This is a genomic window from Halobacillus sp. ABA4_118 (assembly GCF_056160205.1).
On record NZ_JBSWWS010000001.1, the window covers coordinates 1677768 to 1702059 of the forward strand.

Consider the following 24292-nt stretch of genomic DNA (forward strand, 5'->3'; position numbering starts at 1 on the left):
AAGACTTTTATGATTCCAACGTAGCTCAGTGGTAGAGCAATCGGCTGTTAACCGATCGGTCGTAGGTTCGAATCCTACCGTTGGAGCCACTTGCTTCCATAGCTCAGTGGTAGAGCACTTCCATGGTAAGGAAGGGGTCGCCGGTTCAAATCCGGCTGGAAGCTCTGAAGGTTTTGTACGACTGGCCCGTTGGTCAAGTGGTTAAGACACCGCCCTTTCACGGCGGTAACACGGGTTCGAATCCCGTACGGGTCACCAATATGGAGGATTAGCTCAGCTGGGAGAGCACTTGCCTTACAAGCAAGGGGTCGCAGGTTCGATCCCTGCATCCTCCACCATATTTTAGCCGGCCTAGCTCAACTGGCAGAGCAACTGATTTGTAATCAGTAGGTTGGGGGTTCAAGTCCTCTGGCCGGCACCACTTTTCAAGTGGAGGGATAGCGAAGTTGGCCAAACGCGGCGGACTGTAAATCCGCTCCCATCGGGTTCGTAGGTTCGAGTCCTACTCCCTCCACCATTTTTATTTTATTGTTTCATAAGAAGCTGACTTAATCATCAGCTATTTTTTATGAAAAAATTCCACATGATTGTATAATATTCTTAAGTTGGTTATACTAATTTTGTACTTGTTGGGCCATAGCCAAGCGGTAAGGCAACGGTTTTTGGTACCGTCATGCGCTGGTTCGAATCCAGCTGGCCCAGCCATATTTCCTTTAAGAATAAGACTACCATGTGTTGAGCATATTCCATATATTGAGCGCATTGCTCATAAAAAACGAGTATCATTCTTCATAGGAGCCATTAGCTCAGCTGGTAGAGCATCTGACTTTTAATCAGAGGGTCGAAGGTTCGAATCCTTCATGGCTCATCTCTTTTTCGCGGGAGTAGTTCAGTGGTAGAACACCACCTTGCCAAGGTGGGGGTCGCGGGTTCGAATCCCGTCTCCCGCTCCATATGGGGCCTTAGCTCAGCTGGGAGAGCGCCTGCTTTGCACGCAGGAGGTCAGCGGTTCGATCCCGCTAGGCTCCACCATTACATAGAACCAAATAGATCCTGGTGATCTTTTATACGATAGAAAGCCTGACATAGAACTTGTCAGGCTTTTTTTATATCTGGTGATCCGTTGTTTTGGCAGGCAGCTTGTAAACATGCATGATTACCACTATAAGGCAGGAAATAACGTATATATATACACAATGATGTCCAGTTGAGTCATCTTTAATAAAACGGATACAATGAAAATAGTGTAAAAAGGAGGAACTTTAATGAATAAACAGCTTTCAGTAATCGGAGTACCCATGGATCTTGGTCAAATGCGCAGAGGAGTCGATATGGGTCCAAGTGCTATCCGGTATGCAGGGATGGTTGAACGTCTAGAGCAGTTGAGTTATACCATTGAAGATCTAGGAGACATTGAGATTCCTCGTCCGAAGCATCAGACGGATGTAAAGCATGATAACCTCAGGAACCTTCACGAAATAGCTGAAGGAACGAGCAGACTGGCTGAAGCGGTCGATCAGGTCATCGAAAACAACCGTTTCCCTCTTGTATTAGGAGGAGATCACAGTATTGCTATGGGGACTCTTGCAGGAGTCGCAAAACACTACAATAATCTCGGAGTGATCTGGTATGACGCTCACGGGGATTTAAATACAGCGGACAGTTCACCGTCCGGAAATATTCATGGCATGCCGCTGGCAGCAAGTCTGGGGATCGGGCATGAAAAGCTTACGGGTATCCATGGCTATTCTCCTAAGATTAAGCCTGAGAACATTGTCATCATCGGTGCCCGCTCTCTGGATGAAGGAGAGAAAGTACTGATTAAGGAGCAGGGAATCAAAGTCTATACGATGCATGAAGTGGATCGTATGGGAATGACTAAAGTCATTGAAGAAGCCGTGGACTATTTGAAGGACAGGACAGACGGCGTGCACCTCAGCCTTGATCTGGACGGTCTGGACCCAAATGATGCGCCGGGTGTCGGGACACCTGTTATGGGCGGCCTGAGCTATCGGGAAAGTCATCTGGCTATGGAGATGCTTCATCAATCGGAAATGATTACCTCCGCAGAATTTGTGGAAGTCAATCCTATCCTTGATGAAAAAAATAAAACCGCCGGCGTAGCGGTCGGTTTGATGGGTTCTTTATTTGGAGAAACTCTGAAATAAGTTCGATCATTAACAGTAACCTGCTTTACTTAAGGCGGGTTGCTGTTTTTTATATTGTACTTCGTCATATTCATTAAGAAGCTGATCCAGCTTAACGCTCACTTTGACAACTTCGGGGGATGTTAAGTGATGGAGGCGGGCTAAACGGCTCATTTCCAAACGACAAGCTTCGATTTCTTCCGTCAACGAAGTCACTCGCGTCATGTTTTGTAGTCCTCCTAAGAAATTTTTTACATTTACAGCTTTATATCCGATACTAAAAAAAGTTAAACTTATATTTAGGAAAAAGATATATATTTTTTTATATGTTTTTTTGAAACTTTGAGGCGAGGTCATCCGTAAAGGATATCGACCGCACATATAGCGGAGGTATAACAAATGGAAACCATGATAAAACAGAAAATAAAACAAGTGAAAAAGGGAGATCAGGCAGCATTTGAAGACATTGTTTCTTTTTATCAGAACAAGGTCTATCATATATGTCTGCGGATGATCGGGAACTCATACGAAGCTGAAGATCTTGCACAGGAAGCATTTATCCGGGCCTATACAAACCTCCACACGTTTGATGAGCGGCGCAAATTCTCAACATGGCTCTATAGAATAGCCACCAACTTATCGATCGACCGCATTCGGAAGAAGAAGCCGGACTATCACCTCGATGCTGAAGTGAAGGGCACGGATGGACTGGATATGTACTCTCAGCTGGCTGCAGACCAGGCACTGCCTGAGGAAGAGGTCGAAAGCCTTGAGCTGCAGACGTACATCCATAAGGAAATCCTTGCTCTGCCTCCGAAATATCGGAGCGTGATTGTTCTGCGGTATTTGGATGAGTTAGCTCTCCAGGAAATCGCCGAAGTTCTTGATATTCCCGTAGGGACGGTGAAGACAAGGGTGCACAGAGGAAGGGAAGCACTAAGAAAACGGCTTCGCCATGTATGAAGGAGTTGAGAGGGAATGAATTGCAGTAAAGAAGCCATTACACTCATGCATAAGTATTTAGACGGCGAATTAAACACAGAGGAAGAACGACGACTGAGAGATCACCTGCAGAGCTGTCCGTCCTGCCAGAGCCATTTTCATGAATTGAAGCGGACGACTACGCTGATTACCAATACATCTCCAGTTTCTGCACCGCCTCGGTTCACGGCAAATGTGATGAACAGTCTTCCAAAGCAGAAAAAACGGAGAAATTATATACGCCGGCTGCAGCAGCATCCGATTCTGACCGCCGCTGCTGTATTCTTTATTCTCATGTTCAGTGGCATTTTCACAGCATGGAATCAGGATCAGCAGGTAACGGTATCCAAACAGGAAAACCTTGAAATCAGAGAGCACACGGTGATTGTACCGGATGGTGTCACGGTTAAGGGGGACCTTGTCGTTCGAAACGGAGACCTGCGGATTGACGGGGCTGTCGATGGAAATGTGACCATCATTAACGGAGACATCCTGGAAGGAACATCCGGGAAACAGGGATCAGGGGAACTGAACCGTTCTGATCTCAGAGCCTACTCAGGGGAATTGACCGAAGTGAACCAGATTTATGAATGGGTTTGGTATCATACGAAACAAACCGTGTCAGATATTTTCTCCTTCGGGTCCGAACAAGAAGACTAAAGGCAGGATGACATAGGTCATTCTGTCTTTTTTTTGGGTATGATAAGATCAGGACAGGTTCTGATATATTCAAAAAAACTTATGTGATATAATGGTAAATGTGAATTTTTCAGATTTATTTTATTTAAAAGGAAGTGTAGGCATGCTTGATGGGGGACTGGATGTTTTAGATTACCTGCTGATAACTGTGGATATCGCCCTTGTCTGGTTTGTTGTATATAAATTAATCATGCTGATCCAAGGGACGAAGGCGGTCCAGCTTCTAAAAGGAATCTTCATTATCCTGGGGATATGGCTGCTGAGTAATTTATTTGGACTAACCACACTGCGATGGCTCATGTCACAGGCCATCACCTGGGGTTTCCTTGCTATTATCATCCTATTCCAGCCGGAGCTGAGAAGGGCTCTGGAACAGCTCGGGCGGGGAAGCTTTTTCAGCAGGAATTCGTCAGAGGAAGAAGATACGGAAAAAACACTGCAGGCGATCATTAAATCCTGCAACTATATGGCCAAGCGCAGAATCGGAGCCTTGATTACGATCGAGCGCGATACGGGCATGGGAGACTATGTGGAGACAGGGATCCGGGTTAATGGACATTTATCCAGTGAGCTGCTCACCAACATATTCATACCGAATACACCGCTTCATGATGGAGCCGTCATACTTAAGAATGATGAAATCGTAGCTGCTGCCTGTTATCTTCCGTTGTCGGAGAGTCCTTTTATCTCGAAGGAACTTGGAACACGGCACCGGGCGGCGATGGGAATCAGTGAAGTGACAGATGCGCTGACAATTGTTGTATCTGAGGAGACCGGGGCGATTTCCTGTACGAAAAATGGTGAGCTGCACCGCGAGCTCGATCAGGTGAAGCTCGAGGAAATGCTGCGTACAGAGCTTGATTACTCTGCTCCTGCCGTTAAAAGCTGGAACTGGAGGGGGAAAAAGAATGGATAATTGGTTTAAAAGTGTATGGTTTATCCGGATTATCTCCCTTCTTTTAGCCGGTCTGCTCTGGGTGACGGTCAATGTCGATAACAACATGGATTCTGACTCGCTGTTTTTTAATGAGACATCGTCGGAATCTGAAACGATGGAAAACATTCCACTTGAAATCCGCTTTGACAGTGAAGAATATGTGGTCAGCGGGATCCCTCAGGATGTGACCGTGACGGTCGAGGGTCCAGCGGGAGCTGTAGCCCCTGTTTCACGTCAGAAGAACTTCAACGTATTTGTCGACTTGAATGACCTTGGACCTGGAACCCATGAGGTATCCCTCCAGCATTCAGGAATCAGCAGCCAGCTGGCTGTTTCCCTTGAACCGAAAATTATTGAAGTGGAAATTGAAGAAAAAACGACCGAAAATTATGATGTAAGCATCGATTATGCAAATGAGAACAATCTGGACACTAGCCTGGAGCTTGGAACACCGGAAGTCTCTCCGGCTCAGGTGGAGATTACAGGCGCAGCATCGGTCGTTGAACGGGTAGCTTCTGTAAGAGCCATCGTTGATGTGGGCGCAGCTGAAGATACCGTTGAGCAGGGAGAAGCCCCTGTAAAGGTTTACGACAATCAGGGCAATGAACTGAACGTTCTTGTAGAGCCTGCGGCTGTTGATGTAAGCGTCCCTGTATCCAAACGAACGAAAGAGGTCCCTGTGACGCCGGAAGCAAGCGGCGGTACTCAGGAAGGGGTTCTGATTGAAGAAGTAACAACGGAAGTCGAAAATGTAACGTACCAGGGCCCTGAAGAGGTCCTGGCCGGTATTGAAGAACCTGTTGAAATTCCAGTGGATGTTACAGAAGTGACCGAAGATCAGGTGGTTGACGTTGATGTACCCCTGCCGGACGGCACGACAGCCGTATCACCGGAAACGATTGAAGTCACCATTGACGTCCTTGATGATCAGCAGGGAGAGTAAACCAGAATAATTATACTTAATTGATATGCATAGGACAGAAAGAGAGGTTCGTTGAAAATGGGTAAATATTTCGGAACAGATGGCGTTCGTGGGATCGCCAACAAAGAATTAACACCAGAACTGGCTTTTAAACTAGGACGTTACGGCGGTTATGTTGTAACCAAAGGGGTGGAACGTCCGAAAGTTTTAATCGGCCGTGATACTCGTATTTCCGGCGAAATGCTGGAAGGGGCCCTTGCTGCTGGTCTTCTCTCTATTGGAGCGGAAGTGATGCGTCTCGGCGTCATCTCCACACCAGGGGTGGCCTTTTTGACCAAAGCGCTTCAGGCAGAGGCTGGAATTATGATTTCTGCTTCCCACAATCCAGTGGAAGACAACGGCATCAAATTCTTCGGTCCGGACGGCTTTAAGCTGACGGATGACCAGGAAGCGGAAATCGAAGCACTGATTGATGCAGAACAAGACGATCTTCCACGCCCATCCGGTGCGGATCTTGGTCAAATCAATGACTATTTTGAAGGCTGCCAGAAATACCTGCAGCACTTGAAGCAGACCGTGGATTATGATTTTGACGGCCTTCATATTGCGCTTGATTGTGCACACGGGGCGACGTCTTCACTCGCTTCTCATCTGTTTGCCGATCTGGAAGCGGATATTTCCTCCATCGGTTCGTCTCCGGACGGCCTGAATATTAATGCTGGGTTCGGGTCGACGCACCCGGAAGCTCTTCAGGCCCTTGTTAAAGAGAAAAAAGCGGATATCGGACTTGCTTTTGACGGCGATGGGGATCGTTTGATTGCTGTCGATGAGAAAGGAAATATTGTAGACGGCGACCGTATCATGTTCATCTGTGCCAAATATATGAATGAGAAAGGTCTCCTTAACCATTCTACAGTCGTATCCACTGTCATGAGTAACCTTGGATTTTATAAAGCTGTGGAAGCCAACGGCATTAAGAGTGATAAAACAGCTGTCGGCGACCGCTATGTGATGGAAGAAATGCGCCGTGGCGGCTACAACCTCGGTGGAGAGCAATCCGGACACATCATCTTCCTTGAACATAACACGACAGGGGACGGGATGCTTTCCGCTCTGCAGCTTGTAAACGTCGTTAAAGAGACAGGAAAGCCTCTCTCAGAGCTTGCTGCGGAGATGGAGAAGTTCCCACAGGTTTTGATAAATGTAAAAGTCATTGATAAAAACCGTGTACAGACTCACCCGCGCATTCAGGAAGCCATCCAGGCAGTGGAAGAGGAAATGGGAGACAGCGGCCGTGTCCTTGTCCGCCCTTCCGGAACAGAACCACTTGTGCGGATCATGGTGGAAGCTCCGACAGAAGAGCAATGTGAAACTTACTGTAACAAAGTCGTTGCAGTCGTTGAAGAAGAATTAGGTATGGAATAAAGCATGGACGCGCAGCTCTTCACAGGATAGGAGAGCTGCGCATATTCTATTACAAGGTCCTTACAATTCATGATCGCCTCTAATTTTTATTGACCTTTTTCACAAGGCTCAGGTAAAATATGACTTGTACTTGAAAAATCTGTCGAAATCCTTTTAATAGGGAAAAGCTAAGGGTAACAGATGAGAGAGGCTTTATTTTGAAACAGATAGGGAGGATAGAGGTCATCAATCATTAAAAGCGCCAGGACTGTGCAGATGGAACGTTTCTATGCGCAGTTGACGAGGTGGAGGTTCATCGAGCATTCGGCGGATGCCTCCCGGCTGTGACACTTCAGCCGTTGGTTCAGCTGTAAAACGGAAAGGCGACTTTTCGAACAATACGGCTGGATAAAGTGCACAAGATATAGATCGTTGAGGGAGAGGGGCAGCGAATAGCCCCGTGCTGACATTCGTTGCCCTTCTCGTAAATTAAGGAGGACAACAATTATGTGTGGAATTGTAGGATATATTGGACAACAGGATACAAAGGAAATTTTGTTAAACGGACTGGAAAAGCTTGAATACCGCGGATATGACTCTGCCGGAATTGCTACCTTGAATGATAACGGCGTTGAAGTAACGAAAGTCAAAGGCCGTATTGCAGCGCTGCGCAGTGCAGTCGATGAAAACGTAGCATCCACTCACGGCATCGGCCATACACGCTGGGCCACTCACGGAGCTCCAAGTGAAGAGAACGCCCACCCGCACCAGAGTACTTCCGGCCGTTTTACACTCGTTCATAACGGCGTTATCGAGAACTATGTAGATGTGCGTGATGAATACCTGGCAGGCGTTGAACTGAAGAGTGAAACAGATACAGAGATCATCGTCCAGCTGATCGAAGTCCTGCACAATGAAATGAACGATGTAGCGGCTGCCTTCCATAAAGCTGTGAAGCTTCTGACAGGTTCCTATGCGATTGCTCTCATCGATCGTGAGAACAAAGACACGATTTATGTAGCAAAAAACAAGAGCCCGCTTCTTGTAGGTCTTGGTGATGATTTCAACGTTGTAGCGAGTGACTCTATGGCGGCGCTTCACGTAACGGATCAGTTCCTTGAGCTGATGGATAAAGAAACAGTGATCGTCCGCCGTGACGGTGTTGAAATCCTTTCTCCTGAAGGTGACGTGGTCACTCGTGAGCCGTTCACAGCTGAAATCGACGCGACAGATATCGAAAAAGGCACCTACCCTCACTTCATGCTGAAGGAGATTGATGAGCAGCCTTTCGTTATCCGTAAAATCATCCAGGAGTACCAGGATGAAAACGACGACATTAAATTGGATGCTGACATCCGCAATGCGATGAAGGAATGCGACCGTATTTACATCATTGCTGCGGGAACAAGCTATCATGCCGGTCTTCTCGGCAAACAGTTCATCGAAAAACTGGCGAATATTCCAGTTGAAGTCCACGTGGCAAGTGAATTTTCCTATAACATGCCGCTCTTGTCCGAGAAGCCGTTGTTTGTATACATCTCCCAAAGTGGGGAAACGGCAGACAGCCGTTCCGTTCTTGTTCAGACGAAAGAACTTGGCCACCCGGCCCTGACGATTACCAATGTTCCAGGATCCACCCTCTCCCGTGAGGCGGATTATACACTGCATCTGCATGCGGGTCCTGAAATTGCGGTAGCGTCCACAAAAGCTTATACAGCCCAGATGGCTGTCCTTGCGATTCTGGCTGTGGATACAGCCCGCGCTAAAGGAATCGAGCTTGATTTTGATCCGATGCAGGAGCTTGGAATTGTAGCGAATGCTATGGAAGCCTTGACGGATCAAAAAGAAGAGCTGGAAGAGCTGGCCCGTGAATACCTGCCGGTGACACGGAACTGCTTCTTCATCGGTCGTGGAATCGACTTTTATGTCGGTCTTGAAGGTTCATTGAAGCTGAAGGAGATCTCCTATATCCAAGCGGAAGGATTCGCTGGTGGAGAGCTTAAGCACGGAACCATCGCTCTGATTGAAGAAGGCACGCCGGTTGTAGCGCTTGCGACACAGGAAAACGTCAACTACTCCATCCGCGGAAACGTACAGGAAGTGGAAGCACGTGGAGCTAACAGCATGATCATCAGCATGAAAGGTCTGGATAAGGAAGGCGATGCCTTTGTCATTCCTCACGTTCATGAGATCCTGACACCGCTTGTATCTGTTGTACCGCTTCAGTTGATTTCCTATTACGCAGCACTGCACCGTGACTGTGACGTAGACAAACCACGGAACCTTGCGAAAAGTGTAACCGTCGAATAAGACCAAAAAAGCTTCAGAGGAATCGGTCCTCTGAAGCTTTTTTTATTCTCCGAACATATAGGTTTTATGATGGTACGATATCGAGAAAGCGATGCCGAGGGCCATCAGGTTTCCTAAGAGGGCACTCCCCCCGTAACTGATAAATGGCAGCGGAATCCCTGTAATAGGAAGGAGCTGCACAGACATGCCGATGTTTTGGAAGACGTGGAAGGCGATCATACTGATGATCCCTACCATGACATAGGAGCTGTAATGACTGTTCGCTTTAAATGCGATCGTCGTGAAGCGGTAGATCAGGAAGAAAAACAGGATAATGACGACACACGAGCCGAGAAATCCATATTCCTCCGCAATGATACTGAAAATAAAGTCCGTTTGAGCTTCAGGCAGATACACTTCCCTTTCCCCGAAGCCTTTACCATACAGCTGCCCCGATCCTATCGCCCGCATGGCTTTGACGAGCTGATAGCCTGAGGAATCTTCATATTTGGTCGGCTGGAACCAGGAATAGATCCGTCCCAGCTGATATTCCTTTACCCCGAGGTATTTATCCAGAATTTGTGGAGCTTGGATCGCCAGCCAGATCAGGCTTGTCCCCAGTGCTGAAATGACAGCGAATATCGGCAGGATAATTTTCCATTGGATTCCGGAAACCAGGACAAAACCTGCAAGTATGGCTAGAAAGACAAGACCTGTCCCTAAGTCAGGCTGCTGCATGACTAAAAGGAATGGGACGCCTGCAGCGGCTCCCAGCTTAAGAAGGAGCAGAAAGTCCGACTTCAGCGTCGAGACGCTTTTGCTGTTATGATTAACGGCAATTCTTCCGAGAACGAGTATCGTAAAAATTTTAACAAGCTCTGCAGGCTGCAGAGACAAACCTGGCAGGGTGAACCAGCTTTTCTGTCCTTTAATGACAGGAGCGATGGATGATGGTGCCAGGATCAAGGCAATAAGTAAAACAAGACCGAAACCATATAAGTACCAGCTGATCTTTTTAAAATCTTCGGGATCCACGATCATCATAAACCCAATAACGACTCCGCCGACCCCGTACCAGACCAGCTGTTTGAGTACGAAATTCTCATTGTACTGCGTACTTTGCTGAGCGCTGAACAAGGCGACGGAGCTGATCGCAATAAAACAGCAGATAATAAAGAACAGCTGCCAGTCAAACCTTTCTTCGAATTTCATGATTAGTCCTACATCCTCTCGTGTTGGCGACGCATGCAGAATAAGCGTGCTGTTGACTATTATAAGCACAGAATTGGGTTTTGAAAAGTGACGGCGGCCTATATTTCATAATAATTTCCTTAGGATCAAACCATAAAAAAAAGAAAGACAGCTTCCTTTGTCTTTTTTAAAACGAACAGGTGAACAGGCGTTGGAATTTCATATAGTTATACATCGTACGGGCGTGACGTCCCTCACGGGTCCGTGGGTTCTGGAGCTGTCCTAAACGACGAATGAAAGCATCATCACAATAACAGTAATTCTTTGTATAGCGGTAGCACTCATCATGTGCTTTACAGGCAGCATCGACGGCATTGACCGGCTCTCCCGGGCCGCTGCATCCAGGACCGCAGTATTTGTAACCGGGAAACACACAAAATCCAGGGCGGCGTGCAGGTCTTCTTCGTCCAGGCATAGAATCACCTCCATATCCATGATCTGATGATAGTGTATGCTCAAAGCGCCGATTTGGGGTGGTCACTTGTTTATCCCTGTTTAAAAAAGTAGAAGGCAGCTACGGGTCCGTTTTAAAAGTGGAAGAGGAAACCTCCCTTGTTTATGGAAAGCGGGAACGTCTGATAAGAGGGGTCTTCCCTGCCCCCATCTTTCATCAGTTCCTAAGGGAGAGGCATGACTTTAAGCAAAAAGGGATATAACACTAATACGAGTCATTTTAAAAGGAGGCACTTCTATGACCTACAAATCTGTCATCTTAGGAACAGGACCGGCTGGTTTGACAGCCGCCGTCTATCTTGCACGCGCAGACATGGAACCCCTGGTGATCGAGGGACCTGAACCTGGAGGTCAGTTGACCCTGACCACGGAGGTGGAGAACTTCCCCGGTTTCCCGGATGGCATCATGGGGCCTGAACTTATGGATAATATGAAAAAGCAGGCCGAGCGGTTCGGCGCTGTTTTTAAACGGGGCTGGGTAACAGATGTCCAGGTGAATCAGCGGCCATTTACCCTTCAGGTGGATGGCATCGGCGAAATACAGACGAACAGCCTGATTATCTCCACAGGGGCTTCCGCCAAACTGCTCGGTATTCCCGGCGAGAAAGAGAATATCGGAAAAGGAGTGAGCACCTGTGCAACCTGTGATGGGTTCTTTTTCCGCGGGAAAAAAGTTGTGATCATCGGCGGCGGCGATTCGGCGATGGAAGAAGCGACCTTCCTGACCAAGTTTGCGAGTGAGGTGCAGGTGATCCATCGAAGAAATGAACTGCGTGCTTCTAAAATCATGCAGTCGCGGGCACAGGAAAATGATAAGGTGACGTGGGCTCTAAATAAAACGCCGGTGGAGATGGTCTCAGACGGGATGAAAATTTCGGGCATCAAAGTGAAGGATAATGAAACTGGTGAAGAGGAAGTTATCGATACAGATGGGATTTTCGTTGCCATTGGTCACAATCCAAACACAGATTTTCTGAAAGGAAAGCTGGATATGGATGAGAAGGGTTATCTTCTTGTGGAACCAGGAACGACCAATACGAATATCCCCGGCGTCTTCGCCTGCGGGGACGTCCAGGATCAAAAGTACCGTCAAGCCATTACGGCAGCCGGCACAGGATGTATGGCTGCAATGGATTCTGAACGCTTCCTGGAAGGCGAAGCGGCTGTCGATTGGAGCCAGAACCTTTCTTAGTAAAAGGCTGCCCTGGAAGGGGCGGTCTCTTTTTTTTAGATACACTTAATTGAATTTTTTGGAATTAGTAGGTAGGATACAGTCACTGAATGTGTAATGAAAGAAAGGGGAGGGAAGCTTGATTTGGCAGCAGACGAACGGGTTATTCCTGCAGCGTTTCGACCAGCTTGGGGAAAGATCATGGAGAGAAGACTTTTCTTACAAGCTGATCTTTTCGCCTGCGGGTAAAGGAAAGTATCAGACGAAGTTTGGAGACATGTTCATAGAAGAAGGAGCATTTCTTCTGAATCCAACTGCACCACATAAACAGCCTCATGCCTTTCAGGAGAAACTTCTTGCTGAGGTGGACCCATTCTTTATTCAAACCGCTCCTGCTCTCATATATAAACGAATATCTGTGTTGTTCCATAGGGTTTTATACATAGGCCCACATCCCCGTTGATTGTAAGGTAGAGAATGGAAAAATCGTCTGAAATATTGGTGGAATAACAAGCAAGAATCATAAAGGGTGAAAAGCTTTGAACGTTTATTTAGATTCAAACATCATTTATTGATCCATTTTTTTAAGAAAACTATAGTCTTTTGACTTTAGAGTTAAGCAAGGATTCATAGATATTTTCACGCCTACATTAGTATATGATGAAGCTTGGAATAACTACAAAGAACAAATTGAAGGTATATAGACCATGTAAGCACCCCTCATATCTTTTCTTGATCCATAAGAAGATCAATGAACCAGTGAAACATTAAATATATGGACAACACCCCAATAATATTATGAGATCAATCTCTAACCACCAAGTCCAGTAACTAAACTATATACTCCAAACGACGATAATATAATTCCAGAAATGCGATTAATCAGGCTCAAATAATCATTCTCTAGTCGATTGCCTAATGTTCCTGCAAGGCTACTTAATAATAACCACCATAATGATGAACCTATAAAAATCCCTGCGACTAAAATTAAGCCAGGTGCCGTTGCATTGTTAGTTGTAATTCCTAGGCCTGAGATAATGGCGATAAATGATAAAATTGTAACTGGATTAGTAATAGTTAAAAAGAAAGTAGATATGAAAGCTGAAAACGGTTGGTTACCTTTGGCTTCAGCTGATCTATTTGAAGGTTTTGAAATAAATATTTTCACTCCTAAATAACATAAGAATATACCGCCAATAAGATGAAGCCACAATTGTTGACCAATTAAAAAGTTTGTTATAAATGTTAAACCGAGACCAGCGATTATTCCATATATTCCATCTGCTGTTGCAGCCCCTAATCCAGATACAAATCCAGTTAACTTACCATGTTCAAGAGTTCTGCGGATACATAACACCCCAATTGGTCCAACTGGAGCAGCAATACTAATTCCAATGAACAGTCCTTTTAGTAATAGTTCCCCGAACATTACTGTTCACCTGATTTATTAAATTTTGCTTTTTGTAAGGGGACCCGCAAAGTTTCTTTTGTTGTATCCATCACAATTGTTGTTTTTGTCCTCCGTACACCTGCAAGGTTTTTAATTTCATAACTTATTACTCGGTCCAAATCCTTTGTATTTTGGCAACGAATTTTCAATAAATAATCATCTTCCCCGGCAATATGATGACATTCCTGCACTTCTTCCAAATCCTTGACAAGCCTTAAAAAATCTTTCCTGAATGTTGGTTTTTCTAATGAAACTGCCACAAATGCTGTACATTCTGTTCCTACACTTTCCCCATTTACCATTGCGCCAAGTTCTTTTATTACTTCATTGTTTAACAAACGATTAACACGGTCTGCAATAGATGGAGCAGATAATCCAGTTTGGGAAGCTAATTCAGCCCAAGTAACCCTTCCATTATCAATTAATGCTTTCAATATTTTGTAATCAAAGTTATCCAACTGATTTTTCCTCCTTTTATAAATTTTTCACTATCATATTATTTATAAAATAAAAAGTAAAGGTTATTTCCATTAACCTCCTGAAAGGTTTTCGGCATACAAATCCTCATCACAGGTTTGATAAGGTGTTTGCGACGATAAGCGACCGGGGTAAGTTATCCGTTGAGATTGTATGACTGGCGGCAGAAAAGGGGACGATGTTAAAGAATTGTCATAGAATCCTCAGGCTTCTCTTTAGAAAAAAGGGTGTCTTTCCTTTATAATAAAGGTAATGTGAAAAACTTCACAAAAAATACGTGTAAGGAGTTTTCTATAGATTATGAAGCATCTCAGCCGCTTTGCTTTTGCTGATCGAAAAGGGATGACGCTGTTAATCCTCACGTCTCTTCTCATCGGAGCCAGTATCATCGGTCAATCCTATTATTTCGTTGCGATTGTGGATCGGATTTTTCTTGGTCAGCAAAGCCTCCAGGATGTTCTGCCTTTGTTTGCCGGGCTGTTTCTCGTGTTGGCTGGACGTACTCTCTTCACATGGCTCAATGGAAAAACGGGCATCCGTCTTGCTTCGAGAGCTAAAGAGCATTACCGGCATCGTTTGATTGAAAAAATGTCCAGGCAGTCGATCTCCACATCGGTGACCGGGCGGTCCGGACAAAAGGTGAGTGTACTCATGGATTCCGTGGATGAACTGGACGGCTATTTCAGCCGCTATATTCCACAAATGATCCAGACCCTCATTATCCCTGTGATGATTTTGGCCGTTGTGTTTTCCGCCCATCTTTATTCCGGGCTGATCATGGTAATCACAGCTCCGTTCATTCCGATGTTCATGGCGATCATCGGTGTGATGACGAAGAAGAAATCGGAAGACCAGATGGAGAAGCTTTCGGCTTTTTCCGGACAGTTTCTGGATACCCTTCAAGGACTTGTTACGTTGAAGCTCTTCAACCGCAGTCATCGCCAGCAGGAGGAAATAGAATCGAGCAGTCTCGGATTTAAAACGGCTACGATGGAAGTGCTGAAGGTGGCCTTTGTGTCCTCCCTCATGCTTGAGTTCATCTCCATGCTCAGTATTGGCCTGATTGCTCTTGAGATTGCCATCCGACTTGTTGTGTATGAAAGTGTCTCTTTTTTCACCGCTTTTTTTATTTTGATTCTTGCACCGGAGTTTTACTTGACACTGAAGGAGTTCGGCAGTGCGTTCCATACGGGACGTGGAGCTTCCGGGGCCTCCAAGCAGCTGGAGGAGACGCTGAACGAAGAGGACCATTCGTTGGTATGGGGAGATCAGGGGCTTACGTATGAACAGCCTCCGGCCTTGTCTCTCCGCGCTGTTCAGTTTCAGTATGAGGAAGGATTCGCTCTTGATCCGGTATCGGTGGACATTCCAGCAGGGAGTCAACTGGCGGTGGTCGGAAAGAGTGGATCAGGCAAGACAACCCTGCTCAATATTTTTTCGGGACTGCTTGCTCCTTCATCTGGTGATGTAGACGTGAACGGACGTCCGCTTTATTCGTACAAGGAAGCGGACTGGTTCAACGGTGTCAGCTACATCTCCCAGCACCCGTATCTTTTTTCGGGTACGATTGCAGAGAATATGGCGATTGGAGTTCCCGGCGCCTCCAGGGAAGAAACGGCCCGTGCAGCGGAGAAGGCCGGCCTTTCCCAGCTGCTTGAGACGTTGGAGGATGGATTGGATACATCAATCGGTGAGGGCGGAAGAGGTTTATCCGGCGGGGAGAAGCAGCGCATTGCACTGGCCCGTGCCTTTTTGAAAAAGCCTTCCGTCATTCTGTTTGATGAGCCGACAACAGGGCTGGATGTGAAAACAGAGACTGTCCTTCAGCGCTCCATTCAAGAGCTGTCGGAGACGGCGACTATGATTACGGTCGCCCACCGCCTCCATACGATTCAGGCGGCCGACCAGATTCTTGTACTCGATGAGGGACGTGCTGTGGGTACAGGCACCCATGAACAATTAAAAGCTGAGCTGCCTCTATATCGGCAGATGGTCACAATGCAGAAAGGAGGAGAGGGGGCATGAAAGATCTCAAAGAAGTCATTCGTCTCGTTACGCTTGAGAAAAAAGATATTCTCCTGTCGATTCTCTTTGGTTTTCTCGCTGGTCTCTCTGCTGTGGGCTTGTTTGCTTCCAGCGGGTACTTGATATCCAAGGCGGCACTGCTTCCTCCTTTATATGCCTTGACTGTCCTGATTGCTTTTTTAAAGCTGTTTGGGTTTGCCAGGGCGCTTGGCCGGTACGCCGAGCGGTACTTTTCCCACAGAGCGACCTTTTCGATTCTGAGCCATCTGCGGGTTACGTTTTATAAGCGGCTGGAACCGATCGCCCCGAGGCTGTTTCAAAAGTATCGGAGCGGAGACCTGCTTGCACGGATTGTCGGGGACGTGGAAAGTCTGCAGAACTTCTTTTTACGAGTGTATTATCCCCCCGGCGTCCTCGTTATCATATTCTTAGGGACAATGGTGTTCACGTCCATCTTTTCGCTTTCGGTGGCCGTGGTCCTGCTGCTCGGACTCGTTGTAACGGGACTGGTGATCCCGGCCTGGTACAGTGTGAAGCAGAGGAAATCGAGCCGGTTTGTCCGCGAGTCCAGAGGACAGCTTTCTACAGAGGCCACTGAATTCATCTATGGATTCAGAGACTTGAAAATTCATCAACAGCTTTCTGAAAAACAGGAGATGCTGCAGCAGGCTTCACACGTTTACCTCCAACAGCAGGAGAAGGACAGCCGTGAGATGCTTGCCAGCCATTCCTGGAACACGTTCGTGACGCTGATCGTTTCATGGGTCGTCCTGGGCCTCGGAGCGTTTCTCGTCTCTTCCGGGGACTTGAACGGGTTGTTCCTTGCGATGCTTGTGATGATTTCCCTGACTGTTTTTGAAAATGCGGCACCTATGGCTGTTCTGCCTGCGCATTTGGAGGACAGCCGGAGAGCATCTGCCCGGTTATTTTCCCTGGTGGATGAAGAAAAAACAGAGAACGGGACAAAGGAAATGGATGATTCCGATGCCCCCTCTATCCGGATGGAGAACGTCAGCTGGCGGTTTCCTGAAGAACCGCGCCAGGCGTTGACGGATGTTTCCTTTTCCATTCCTTCCGGCAGTAAAACAGCCATCGTAGGAGCAAGCGGCTCAGGGAAGTCGACGATCTTCCAGCTGCTGTTGAAGTTCCATACGGCAGATGCGGGCGTCGTGAAAGTCGGTGGAGAGGATATCCGGACCCTTGACGAAGAGAGTCTCTGGGCCCACACCAATGTGATGCTGCAGGAGAACCACTTTTTCTTCGGTACCATCGGTGACAATTTAAGTATGGCAAATGAGGGTGCGACAGAAGAGCAGCAGCAAGCGGCTCTTGCTTCTACAGGGTTGTCCTTTTCCCTCGATAAACAAGTCCTTGAAAAAGGAGAGAATTTATCAGGAGGGGAAAAACAGCGTCTGGCGGCTGCTCGTGCCTTCTTGAAAGGGAAGCGGTTGTGGCTGCTTGATGAACCGACCTCTTCGGTGGATACGTTGACGGAGAGAGGCATTTACGACCGCTTATTCCACCAGGCTCAAGATGATACCGTCATTCTGATAAGCCACCGGCTGAACGGATTGGAAAGGATGGACCAGATCATCGTTATGGAAGATGGGAAAATTCAGGAATCCGGGTCCTATGAGGACTTGATGAGCCGCCGTGGTCTATTTTATGAAATGAAACAGATTGAGCGGACGATTCTTGCGTGAATGAAAAAAGGCCGCCACACGATTGTGGCGGCTGTTTTAAGTTCGTTTGAGATAAGACATAAGCGTGATTCCCTTAGTAATAGTATGGATATGGATAAGGGTAGTAATAGGGATACGGACGGAAGGCGTAAGGGAACAGAGCTAAGGTGGCGAGACCGGCAATCGGATAAATGCCTCTTCGGAACCGGCGGGCCCTTCTGCGTCTATATCCATATTGGCGCTCATCCATCACCTGTCCTTGCTCATCGACGACGACGTCTTCGCTGATCAGGATGGTGAAGCTGTCTCCGGAAACGTCTGTGAGGATCCCATCAAAGGACCGGCCATCCTCCATCTCGACCATCACGTGAAAGTGCTTCATCTTTTTACAATCGCTGTACCCCGGTTTGGAAGGGGTTTGTGGATGACGTTCTTCAGTCATTGAAACCAACTCCTCACCACCCATGATATTCACCCAGCCCATTTTTGTGACTCTTTCTCTACACAAGAAAACGTTATCATTTTATGGAAACTTCTAGTAAACTGAAGATAAATCTAAGGGAGAGGTGAGCCGATTGGAAAAGAAAGCACCCACAGCATTAGGGGAGGATCTGTATCTGATTGACGGTTATGATTTAGGCTTTGAGGGACGTACAGGTACATATGTATTCAAAGAGGAGTCTCCGGTGTTGATTGAAACCGGACCGAGCCCATCCATTCCATATGTGCTGGCTGGACTATCAGATCTGGGGATCCGTCCGGAGGATGTGACGTCGATCATTTTGACTCATATTCATCTGGACCATGCCGGCGGGGTGGGGCTGCTTTTGAAGGAATGTCCCAACGCTGAGGTGATTGTCCATAAGAAGGGGAAACGCCACCTGGCCGATCCGTCCAGACTGGTGAAGGGAGCCCGTATGGTGTACGGGGATGTTTTTGATCAGCTGTTCGACCCTGTCCTTCCTGTTCCGGACGAAAGGCTGGTTGTAATGGAAGAGGGGGAGACTTTGAAGCTGTCAGATCACCGGACATTGACGTTCTATGACAGCCCTGGTCATGCCGGCCACCATCTCGCCGTCTACGATTCACGAAGCAGAGGGCTTTTCACCGGTGATACCGCAGGGATACGTTATCACCACGTGGAGGACCGGATGGAACCGTTCTTCCTTCCTACAACCTCTCCCAATCAATTTGATCCGGACGTGATGATTTCCTCGATCGAAAAGATGGAGAGCCTTCAACCCGAACGCTTGTATTTCGGTCATTACGGGGCGTCGGAGGATCCTGAACAAGCGTTTGATCAAGTGAAGAAATGGATTCCTGTTTTCGTAAGTGAAGCGAAGGACGCTCTGGAACAAGGAGAAGGCATAGAAGGAATACAGAAGCGGCTTCATCTGCGTGTGTCCGCCTACCTCAACCGAAATGGCGTTCCCGATGATCACCCGGTATACCAACTGCTTCAGCTCGATTTTGAAGTGTGTGCCATGGGTCTTGCGGATTATCTCCAAAAACAAAATGTCTGACCTCTTGATCTTCGTTGGATAGATCAAGGGCGCTTCCTCTATCCGTCCTTCGGAAAACTTTTTGAAACCAAAGAAGGGCGGATACGTAAATAAGCTGTAGACATAGAAAGGAGTTCTGACTTTTATGATAGGAATGCTGATTACAGCTCTATTATCTTTTATTTTATTTTTCATCCTGACGTTCATCGTCTATTGGAAAAACCGTATGAGAAGAAAGAAGATTATGAGGACAGCCGCCGGCGTATTTATTTTCGGCTTTATCCTCATGTTCGCGATTGCCTATGCGTTCATGCCGACCATTACGATTCCGAATATGCTGATCTTGAACAGTATTACCGCCATCCTGTTCGTGCCGCTTGTTTATGGCGGAGCCAAGGTGCCTGTGCAGTATCAGACGATGCACCGCTCGTTATCGGGCGTCATTGTTCTTGTGACCGCTGTTTTAATCGTAGGCGTATTCGTCTACAGTATTTTTGCCCTGCAGGACAGCCATGATTCGATCGCCAAATCGGAGGAGGCGGAGGCCCGCCCATTGAATGAGGAAAATACACCGATTTCTGTCGCGCCTGAATCGGCCCGTAACAAAGTGCAGAAAGCGATGAGTGTCGTCCCGAACACCCAGTTTTATGATCTTGGAAAGCTTCAGGCCCAGCAGGTGGACGGGGATATCGTCTACGTCGCTCCAGTGGAATTCTCAAGCTTTTGGCGCTATGTACGGGGAAATGAGACGGAAGGATACTTCACGATCGCAGCGACGAACATTAATGCCCAGCCTGAGTTCGTCCAAAGCAAAATGAAGTATACCAACTCGAGTTATTTCAACCATAACGTCCAGCGCGTCGTTTACAGTGCCCACCCGGACCACATTCAAAGCGGGGAAGCCCAGATTGAAGTGGATGATGAAGGGAAGCCATGGTACGTACAGACGATTTACAAACCGCTGTTCTTTTCCAACCGGCCGGATATGCAGGAAGTCAAAGTCGCCGTTGTAGACCCGGTGACCGGCGATGTGGAAACCTATCCAGCTTCAGAAGCGCCGGAATTTGTTGAAGGATCGGTCAGTTCCGAACTGGCTGCCACGGAGAATGAATACTTCGGGAAGTACATCAACGGATGGTTGAACTCCATTTTTGGTAAAAAAGATGTGAAAATCCCGAACGAATCCGGAACAGAGAGCAGTGTGACCCCGATATTCGATGAGAACGGGGCCATGTACTACTTTACGGATATGGCTTCACCGAAAGAAAACATCGATTCAGCCCTTGGTTATACATTGATTGATGCCCGTACTGGTGAACTGACGTATTACAACGGTCAGCAGAACCAGGGGATCATGGACAGTAAAGGGGCAGTGCAGATCGTGAACAAGCAGTATCCAGAGAAAAACTGGACCGGAACGATGCCGGTGCTTTACAACGTGGACGGACACCCGACGTGGATTGTCAACGTTCTGGATCCGAACGGCCTCTTTAAGCAGTACGCCTACATTAAGGCCGCCGATTCTGATTTTGCTGTCTTCGGGGATACGGCCAAACAGACGCTGAACGCCTACCGTCTCCAGATTGCCCAGGACCCAAGCAATGTGGAAGGCAGTCAGGAAGTGGACCTCACGGAGAAGAGCGGCGTCATCAAACGTGTACTCGTAACCTCCACTGAATCCAGACAGTCGGTGCAGTTCCTCCTTGAAGGAGAAACGACTATATATACCGTTACGACCAGCAAGGCTCCGTTATCGATCTTCCTGAAAGAAGGAGATCAGGTGGATCTTGAAGCGCGTATCCGGGAAAATGGAACCGGTACGGTGGAAACGATGCAGATCGAAGGCATCAGCAATTAAGAAGGCAGCAGGGGTTTGGCCTCCTGCTGTTTTTTCTTTATGATAAGATAGAAAACATAGAAAAAATGAGGAGGAATTTTTATGTCTGAAAAAACGTTTGCCACCGCTATCAACTGTATGGATGGAAGAGTACAGCTGCCGGTTATTTACTGGATGCAGAAAAAATACGATACAGCCTACATCGATATGATTACAGAAGCCGGCCCGACGAAGTTCCTTTTGGAAGGATCAGAAGAGCAGCTGGCTGCTGTGAAAACAAAAATCAACATCTCCACCGATAATCATGGATCCAATGTTGTCGCTGTTGTCGGCCACCATAATTGTGCCGGAAACCCAGTCGATCGTGAAGTGAAGGAAGGGCAGATCAAACAGTCTGTCGACCTTGTGAAGTCCTGGGGCTTCGGTGTAGAAGTCATCGGTCTGTATGTGAATGATCAATGGGAAGTGGAAGTCGTTGTAGGATAGAGGATTTTCCTTCCCCGCATCGAATGTATACCGTACAACGGGGGATCGGCCCGCGGTTATACATTTGATACGGTAAGGAGTGGGGAAATGGAGCAGGTGAATGGATTTGACTTCGTTGGCAGCGCGCACGATCCGATTTTTTTGGAATTAAGGAAATTGACAGAGGGTTGTCCAACCGTCACCATCGCTTCCTACACCGTCACGCTGAATGCTTTTTCACTCTTTGAGATTGAAAGCGTCGGCATCCATGACTGTGTAAGTACCTTGGAGCAATGCTATCGCTACTTATGTACACACACAGCGGAATGACTGGGAAAAGGCGTCTCAGGCTGTAGAAAAGTCCGTGTTATCCAGTTAGAGTTGTCCGTATGTCATGTTGAGAGGGCACGTTCTTCTTTCGGTGGATGCCTGCCGCGGGCACGGCCTCAGCTGACTTGGTCAAGAAAACCATTGGACCAAGTGGATCTTCGGCTCGCGCTGTTCCCGCAGACGTCACCACTGAACGCTCCACGTGCCGATGCCTGTGGGAAGACAGCTTTATCCTATGACAAAAGAGAACGTTGAGCATAGCTGCTTCGCCGTTTCAAAAGGACAGGCTGCGTTACGGCCGCCTGCGTGGGAAGATTCTATCCATGACCACTCCTTTGGAGGCACTGGAAAAAAGGTTTCTCCACAGAAAAAGGCGTCTCACAAGGAGACGCCTTTTTCTATGGAGAGATTTGAGTCCCGGCGCATTGTCCTATACAATAGATGCAGACAATGAGCGTAAAAAGGAGTTCGTTATGAAGAGATATATCATCGTAGGAGCAGGTATTTTAGGAGCCTCGACCGCTTACCATCTGATCAAAGAAGGGGCGGACGTCACTATTGTGGACCGGAAGGATGAGGGCCAGGCCACAGAAGCCGCTGCAGGCATTGTCTGTCCGTGGCTCGCACAGCGCCGGAATCAACGGTGGTACCGTCTCGTCAAAGGCGGCGCAAGGTATTATCCTGAGTTGATCCAGCAGTTGGAAGCGGATGGCGAGCACGAGACCGGTTATAAAAAAGTGGGAGCGGTCAGCCTGCACACCAACCCGGAAAAACTGGAGAAGACCATTGAACGGGCGGAAAAACGGAGGGAGGATGCACCGGAAATCGGTGAAATCACACGACTTTCGCCGGAAGAAACACGCACCTATTTCCCTCTGTTATCAGAGGAAAGCTATGAAGCGGTTCATGTCAGTGGCGCGGCCCGTGTCAACGGCCGCGCGCTCCGTGACGCATTAATCCGAGCTTCAAAAAAGCGTGGAGCCGTCATGATGCATGGCGATGCCTCCCTCACTTTTGAAGGGGATACCGTGACAGGCGTGGAAGTGAACGGACGGAAGCTGGAAGCGGATGAAGTGATCGTCACCGCAGGCGCCTGGGCGAAGCCGTTGTTCCAGCCGCTCGGGATCCAGTTCCTTTCCCGTCCCCAGAAGGCACAGATTGTCCATTTGGATGTAGAAGGTACGGAAACCGCGGACTGGCCGGTAGTTATGCCGCCGAACAACCAATATATGTTGTCTTTTGGTGGGGGACGTATGATTGTTGGAGCCACGCACGAGACAGATGCCGGATTCGATCAGCGTCAGACAGCCGGAGGCCTTCATTATATTTTAGATAAGGCTCTGGAGGTGGCTCCTGGTCTTCAAGACAGTACTTTTGTGGAAAGCCGTGTCGGGTTCCGGCCGTTTACGCCGGGTTCTCTGCCGGTGTTTGGCCGGATTCCTGGATGGAAAGGCGTGCTGACGGCCAATGGTCTCGGGGCTTCCGGTCTTACCTCCGGCCCCTATCTTGGCGCAGAGCTTGCCAGGATGGCCCTCGGACGTGATACAGAATTGGATGCAGAAGACTACAGCGTGGCAGAAGCACTGGAAGAAGCGTAAAAGACCGTGTATTCAGTCAAAGTTGTCCGTATATCGTGTGGAGAGACATGTTCAGCGGGAGAACATTGAGCACAGCTTCGCAGACTCAATGGAACCTGTCGTTTGTGTGAGACAGGTCATGTTTGTGAACAAGCGCTGCTGAGGCTTTTAGAGGCACTGGACAAGAACGTGGTTTCTTTACAAGTTGAAAAGACAGGGGACCAAGAGGTTCCCTGTCTTTTTTATCATTCCTGCTTGTTCGGATAGTCGCAGTATTCAATGATGGTGCCCTCGGTGTCGGCGGGATTCAGATAAATGAGCCGTCTTCCGTGCTTGTTTGTTCTCCGGGACCATTCCAGGGTGCGTATCCCTTGAGCATGAACCTCTTCTATGGCTTCATCCAGGTTCTCCACTTCGTAGGCTACGTGGTGGACGCCTTTGCCTTTCTGCTTAATGAAGCGGGCGATCGGCGAGGTGGTGTTATTCGTCGGCATCAGCAGTTCTGTGCGGCTGCCGTGCACATCCATCACAGCAATTTCACTTTCCACGCCTTCGGCTTCATTTCGATAGCGGTCAATCAGGGTTCCGCCTAAAACCTCTGTGTAGAATGTAATGCTTTCTTCAATAAGGCGTACGGCAACGCCGATATGGTCGAGTCTTTTTTCCAACATGGATTCTCCTTTACAATCTGCG

At 47.7% G+C, this 24292-nt stretch carries 23 protein-coding genes and 10 tRNA genes; 26 read left to right on the forward strand and 7 right to left on the reverse strand.

The genetic code is table 11. From position 1 onward, the window contains the following. Window positions 1-14: 14 nt before the first annotated feature. The 11 genes from ACXAGL_RS08300 (at window position 15) to rocF (ending at window position 2168) form a co-directional block, all read left to right on the forward strand. A tRNA-Asn gene (locus ACXAGL_RS08300) sits at window positions 15-89 on the forward strand. 3 nt (window positions 90-92) lie between these two features. Then, window positions 93-164: transfer RNA gene (locus ACXAGL_RS08305), tRNA-Thr, on the forward strand. A gap of 19 nt (window positions 165-183) precedes the next feature. Then, a tRNA-Glu gene (locus ACXAGL_RS08310) sits at window positions 184-258 on the forward strand. Window positions 259-262: 4 nt separating this feature from the next. Further along, window positions 263-338 (forward strand) — tRNA-Val (locus ACXAGL_RS08315). Window positions 339-345: 7 nt separating this feature from the next. Next, window positions 346-421 (forward strand) — tRNA-Thr (locus ACXAGL_RS08320). A gap of 10 nt (window positions 422-431) precedes the next feature. Further along, window positions 432-517: transfer RNA gene (locus ACXAGL_RS08325), tRNA-Tyr, on the forward strand. Between the two features lie 113 nt (window positions 518-630). Continuing rightward, window positions 631-705 (forward strand) — tRNA-Gln (locus ACXAGL_RS08330). Between the two features lie 90 nt (window positions 706-795). Next, window positions 796-868, forward strand: a tRNA-Lys gene (locus tag ACXAGL_RS08335). A 10-nt stretch (window positions 869-878) separates the two neighbouring features. Next, window positions 879-953, forward strand: a tRNA-Gly gene (locus ACXAGL_RS08340). 3 nt (window positions 954-956) lie between these two features. Continuing rightward, window positions 957-1032 (forward strand) — tRNA-Ala (locus ACXAGL_RS08345). A 233-nt stretch (window positions 1033-1265) separates the two neighbouring features. Further along, window positions 1266-2168 carry an arginase gene (gene rocF, locus ACXAGL_RS08350; RefSeq protein WP_474970259.1) on the forward strand — a complete coding sequence of 301 codons (903 nt, stop codon included), beginning with the start codon at window positions 1266-1268 and terminating at the stop codon, window positions 2166-2168. 9 nt (window positions 2169-2177) lie between these two features. Here the strand turns inward: rocF and ACXAGL_RS08355 are convergent, their stop codons facing one another. Continuing rightward, the gene (locus tag ACXAGL_RS08355; RefSeq protein ID WP_474970260.1) at window positions 2178-2372 is read right to left on the reverse strand and encodes a Spo0E family sporulation regulatory protein-aspartic acid phosphatase; all 195 of its coding nucleotides are present in this window, start codon (window positions 2370-2372) and stop codon (window positions 2178-2180) included. 174 nt (window positions 2373-2546) lie between these two features. Between ACXAGL_RS08355 and sigW the strand changes: the two genes are divergently transcribed. The 6 genes from sigW (at window position 2547) to glmS (ending at window position 9400) form a co-directional block, all read left to right on the forward strand. Next, entirely contained in the window at window positions 2547-3110 is a 564-nt protein-coding gene (sigW, locus tag ACXAGL_RS08360) for an RNA polymerase sigma factor SigW (RefSeq protein ID WP_027953318.1), read from the forward strand. 15 nt (window positions 3111-3125) lie between these two features. Beyond that, window positions 3126-3788: a zf-HC2 domain-containing protein gene (locus ACXAGL_RS08365; RefSeq protein ID WP_474990761.1), complete on the forward strand. Its 663-nt coding sequence runs from the start codon at window positions 3126-3128 to the stop codon at window positions 3786-3788. Window positions 3789-3930: 142 nt separating this feature from the next. Continuing rightward, on the forward strand, window positions 3931-4743 hold the full coding sequence (cdaA, locus tag ACXAGL_RS08370) for a diadenylate cyclase CdaA (protein ID WP_027953316.1): 813 nt from the start codon (window positions 3931-3933) through the stop codon (window positions 4741-4743). After that, window positions 4736-5707 carry a CdaR family protein gene (locus ACXAGL_RS08375; protein WP_474970262.1) on the forward strand — a complete coding sequence of 324 codons (972 nt, stop codon included), beginning with the start codon at window positions 4736-4738 and terminating at the stop codon, window positions 5705-5707. The genes cdaA and ACXAGL_RS08375 overlap by 8 nt, the downstream gene beginning before the upstream one ends. 57 nt (window positions 5708-5764) lie before the next feature. Further along, window positions 5765-7111, forward strand: coding sequence for a phosphoglucosamine mutase (gene glmM / locus ACXAGL_RS08380; protein ID WP_474970468.1), 1347 nt, complete (start codon window positions 5765-5767; stop codon window positions 7109-7111). Window positions 7112-7597: 486 nt separating this feature from the next. Beyond that, complete coding sequence (glmS, locus tag ACXAGL_RS08385; protein WP_474970264.1) at window positions 7598-9400, forward strand: glutamine--fructose-6-phosphate transaminase (isomerizing); 1803 nt, start codon at window positions 7598-7600, stop codon at window positions 9398-9400. 42 nt (window positions 9401-9442) lie between these two features. On the opposite strand, the gene ACXAGL_RS08390 is transcribed toward glmS, so the two are convergent. Together ACXAGL_RS08390 and ACXAGL_RS08395 are read right to left on the reverse strand one after the other, a co-directional pair. Then, window positions 9443-10591 (reverse strand): FtsW/RodA/SpoVE family cell cycle protein, encoded by a 1149-nt coding sequence (locus ACXAGL_RS08390; RefSeq protein WP_474970265.1) that lies wholly within the window; start codon window positions 10589-10591, stop codon window positions 9443-9445. Window positions 10592-10757: 166 nt separating this feature from the next. After that, complete coding sequence (locus ACXAGL_RS08395) at window positions 10758-11045, reverse strand: phospholipase (protein WP_281659506.1); 288 nt, start codon at window positions 11043-11045, stop codon at window positions 10758-10760. A 276-nt stretch (window positions 11046-11321) separates the two neighbouring features. On the opposite strand from ACXAGL_RS08395, the gene trxB reads away from it, so the two are divergent. Together trxB and ACXAGL_RS08405 are read left to right on the forward strand one after the other, a co-directional pair. Next, window positions 11322-12275 (forward strand): thioredoxin-disulfide reductase, encoded by a 954-nt coding sequence (gene trxB / locus ACXAGL_RS08400; RefSeq protein WP_474990764.1) that lies wholly within the window; start codon window positions 11322-11324, stop codon window positions 12273-12275. A gap of 118 nt (window positions 12276-12393) precedes the next feature. Then, window positions 12394-12717: a hypothetical protein gene (locus tag ACXAGL_RS08405; protein ID WP_474990766.1), complete on the forward strand. Its 324-nt coding sequence runs from the start codon at window positions 12394-12396 to the stop codon at window positions 12715-12717. Window positions 12718-13065: 348 nt separating this feature from the next. Here the strand turns inward: ACXAGL_RS08405 and ACXAGL_RS08410 are convergent, their stop codons facing one another. Next, window positions 13066-13683, reverse strand: a complete 618-nt coding sequence (locus ACXAGL_RS08410; protein WP_474990768.1) for a LysE family translocator — start codon at window positions 13681-13683, stop codon at window positions 13066-13068. Continuing rightward, the gene (locus tag ACXAGL_RS08415) at window positions 13683-14162 is read right to left on the reverse strand and encodes an Lrp/AsnC family transcriptional regulator (protein ID WP_474970269.1); all 480 of its coding nucleotides are present in this window, start codon (window positions 14160-14162) and stop codon (window positions 13683-13685) included. The genes ACXAGL_RS08410 and ACXAGL_RS08415 overlap by 1 nt, the downstream gene beginning before the upstream one ends. A gap of 319 nt (window positions 14163-14481) precedes the next feature. On the opposite strand from ACXAGL_RS08415, the gene cydD reads away from it, so the two are divergent. Both cydD and cydC read left to right on the forward strand, forming a co-directional pair. Continuing rightward, window positions 14482-16206 carry a thiol reductant ABC exporter subunit CydD gene (gene cydD / locus ACXAGL_RS08420; protein WP_474990770.1) on the forward strand — a complete coding sequence of 575 codons (1725 nt, stop codon included), beginning with the start codon at window positions 14482-14484 and terminating at the stop codon, window positions 16204-16206. After that, window positions 16203-17909: a thiol reductant ABC exporter subunit CydC gene (gene cydC / locus ACXAGL_RS08425; RefSeq protein WP_474990772.1), complete on the forward strand. Its 1707-nt coding sequence runs from the start codon at window positions 16203-16205 to the stop codon at window positions 17907-17909. Before cydD ends, cydC begins: the two co-directional genes overlap by 4 nt. 73 nt (window positions 17910-17982) lie before the next feature. Here cydC and ACXAGL_RS08430 read toward each other — a convergent pair whose 3' ends face one another. Beyond that, window positions 17983-18330, reverse strand: a complete 348-nt coding sequence (locus ACXAGL_RS08430) for a hypothetical protein (RefSeq protein WP_474970272.1) — start codon at window positions 18328-18330, stop codon at window positions 17983-17985. A gap of 133 nt (window positions 18331-18463) precedes the next feature. On the opposite strand from ACXAGL_RS08430, the gene ACXAGL_RS08435 reads away from it, so the two are divergent. The 5 genes from ACXAGL_RS08435 (at window position 18464) to ACXAGL_RS08455 (ending at window position 23620) form a co-directional block, all read left to right on the forward strand. Continuing rightward, a complete protein-coding gene (locus ACXAGL_RS08435) occupies window positions 18464-19411 on the forward strand; it encodes an MBL fold metallo-hydrolase (protein WP_474990774.1) in 948 nt (315 codons plus the stop codon). A 124-nt stretch (window positions 19412-19535) separates the two neighbouring features. After that, window positions 19536-21248, forward strand: coding sequence for a DNA-binding protein (locus ACXAGL_RS08440; RefSeq protein ID WP_474990776.1), 1713 nt, complete (start codon window positions 19536-19538; stop codon window positions 21246-21248). 81 nt (window positions 21249-21329) lie between these two features. Next, a complete protein-coding gene (locus tag ACXAGL_RS08445) occupies window positions 21330-21713 on the forward strand; it encodes a carbonic anhydrase (RefSeq protein ID WP_474970275.1) in 384 nt (127 codons plus the stop codon). Window positions 21714-21800: 87 nt separating this feature from the next. Next, window positions 21801-22022 carry a hypothetical protein gene (locus ACXAGL_RS08450; protein ID WP_474970276.1) on the forward strand — a complete coding sequence of 74 codons (222 nt, stop codon included), beginning with the start codon at window positions 21801-21803 and terminating at the stop codon, window positions 22020-22022. A 473-nt stretch (window positions 22023-22495) separates the two neighbouring features. Then, complete coding sequence (locus ACXAGL_RS08455) at window positions 22496-23620, forward strand: NAD(P)/FAD-dependent oxidoreductase (protein WP_474990778.1); 1125 nt, start codon at window positions 22496-22498, stop codon at window positions 23618-23620. A 224-nt stretch (window positions 23621-23844) separates the two neighbouring features. Here ACXAGL_RS08455 and ACXAGL_RS08460 read toward each other — a convergent pair whose 3' ends face one another. Next, window positions 23845-24267, reverse strand: coding sequence for a VOC family protein (locus ACXAGL_RS08460; RefSeq protein WP_474970469.1), 423 nt, complete (start codon window positions 24265-24267; stop codon window positions 23845-23847). Between the last annotated feature and the right edge of the window lie 25 nt (window positions 24268-24292).

What these genes read in the sequence shown, in the direction of transcription:
- rocF (WP_474970259.1), top strand. Translation starts at nt 1,266, where the DNA reads ATGAATAAACAGCTTTCAGTAATCGGAGTACCCATGGATCTTGGTCAA.
- ACXAGL_RS08355 (WP_474970260.1), bottom strand. Translation starts at nt 2,372, where the DNA reads ATGACGCGAGTGACTTCGTTGACGGAAGAAATCGAAGCTTGTCGTTTG.
- sigW (WP_027953318.1), top strand. Translation starts at nt 2,547, where the DNA reads ATGGAAACCATGATAAAACAGAAAATAAAACAAGTGAAAAAGGGAGAT.
- ACXAGL_RS08365 (WP_474990761.1), top strand. Translation starts at nt 3,126, where the DNA reads ATGAATTGCAGTAAAGAAGCCATTACACTCATGCATAAGTATTTAGAC.
- cdaA (WP_027953316.1), top strand. Translation starts at nt 3,931, where the DNA reads ATGCTTGATGGGGGACTGGATGTTTTAGATTACCTGCTGATAACTGTG.
- ACXAGL_RS08375 (WP_474970262.1), top strand. Translation starts at nt 4,736, where the DNA reads ATGGATAATTGGTTTAAAAGTGTATGGTTTATCCGGATTATCTCCCTT.
- glmM (WP_474970468.1), top strand. Translation starts at nt 5,765, where the DNA reads ATGGGTAAATATTTCGGAACAGATGGCGTTCGTGGGATCGCCAACAAA.
- glmS (WP_474970264.1), top strand. Translation starts at nt 7,598, where the DNA reads ATGTGTGGAATTGTAGGATATATTGGACAACAGGATACAAAGGAAATT.
- ACXAGL_RS08390 (WP_474970265.1), bottom strand. Translation starts at nt 10,591, where the DNA reads ATGAAATTCGAAGAAAGGTTTGACTGGCAGCTGTTCTTTATTATCTGC.
- ACXAGL_RS08395 (WP_281659506.1), bottom strand. Translation starts at nt 11,045, where the DNA reads ATGCCTGGACGAAGAAGACCTGCACGCCGCCCTGGATTTTGTGTGTTT.
- trxB (WP_474990764.1), top strand. Translation starts at nt 11,322, where the DNA reads ATGACCTACAAATCTGTCATCTTAGGAACAGGACCGGCTGGTTTGACA.
- ACXAGL_RS08410 (WP_474990768.1), bottom strand. Translation starts at nt 13,683, where the DNA reads ATGTTCGGGGAACTATTACTAAAAGGACTGTTCATTGGAATTAGTATT.
- cydD (WP_474990770.1), top strand. Translation starts at nt 14,482, where the DNA reads ATGAAGCATCTCAGCCGCTTTGCTTTTGCTGATCGAAAAGGGATGACG.
- cydC (WP_474990772.1), top strand. Translation starts at nt 16,203, where the DNA reads ATGAAAGATCTCAAAGAAGTCATTCGTCTCGTTACGCTTGAGAAAAAA.
- ACXAGL_RS08430 (WP_474970272.1), bottom strand. Translation starts at nt 18,330, where the DNA reads ATGACTGAAGAACGTCATCCACAAACCCCTTCCAAACCGGGGTACAGC.
- ACXAGL_RS08440 (WP_474990776.1), top strand. Translation starts at nt 19,536, where the DNA reads ATGATAGGAATGCTGATTACAGCTCTATTATCTTTTATTTTATTTTTC.
- ACXAGL_RS08445 (WP_474970275.1), top strand. Translation starts at nt 21,330, where the DNA reads ATGTCTGAAAAAACGTTTGCCACCGCTATCAACTGTATGGATGGAAGA.
- ACXAGL_RS08450 (WP_474970276.1), top strand. Translation starts at nt 21,801, where the DNA reads ATGGAGCAGGTGAATGGATTTGACTTCGTTGGCAGCGCGCACGATCCG.
- ACXAGL_RS08455 (WP_474990778.1), top strand. Translation starts at nt 22,496, where the DNA reads ATGAAGAGATATATCATCGTAGGAGCAGGTATTTTAGGAGCCTCGACC.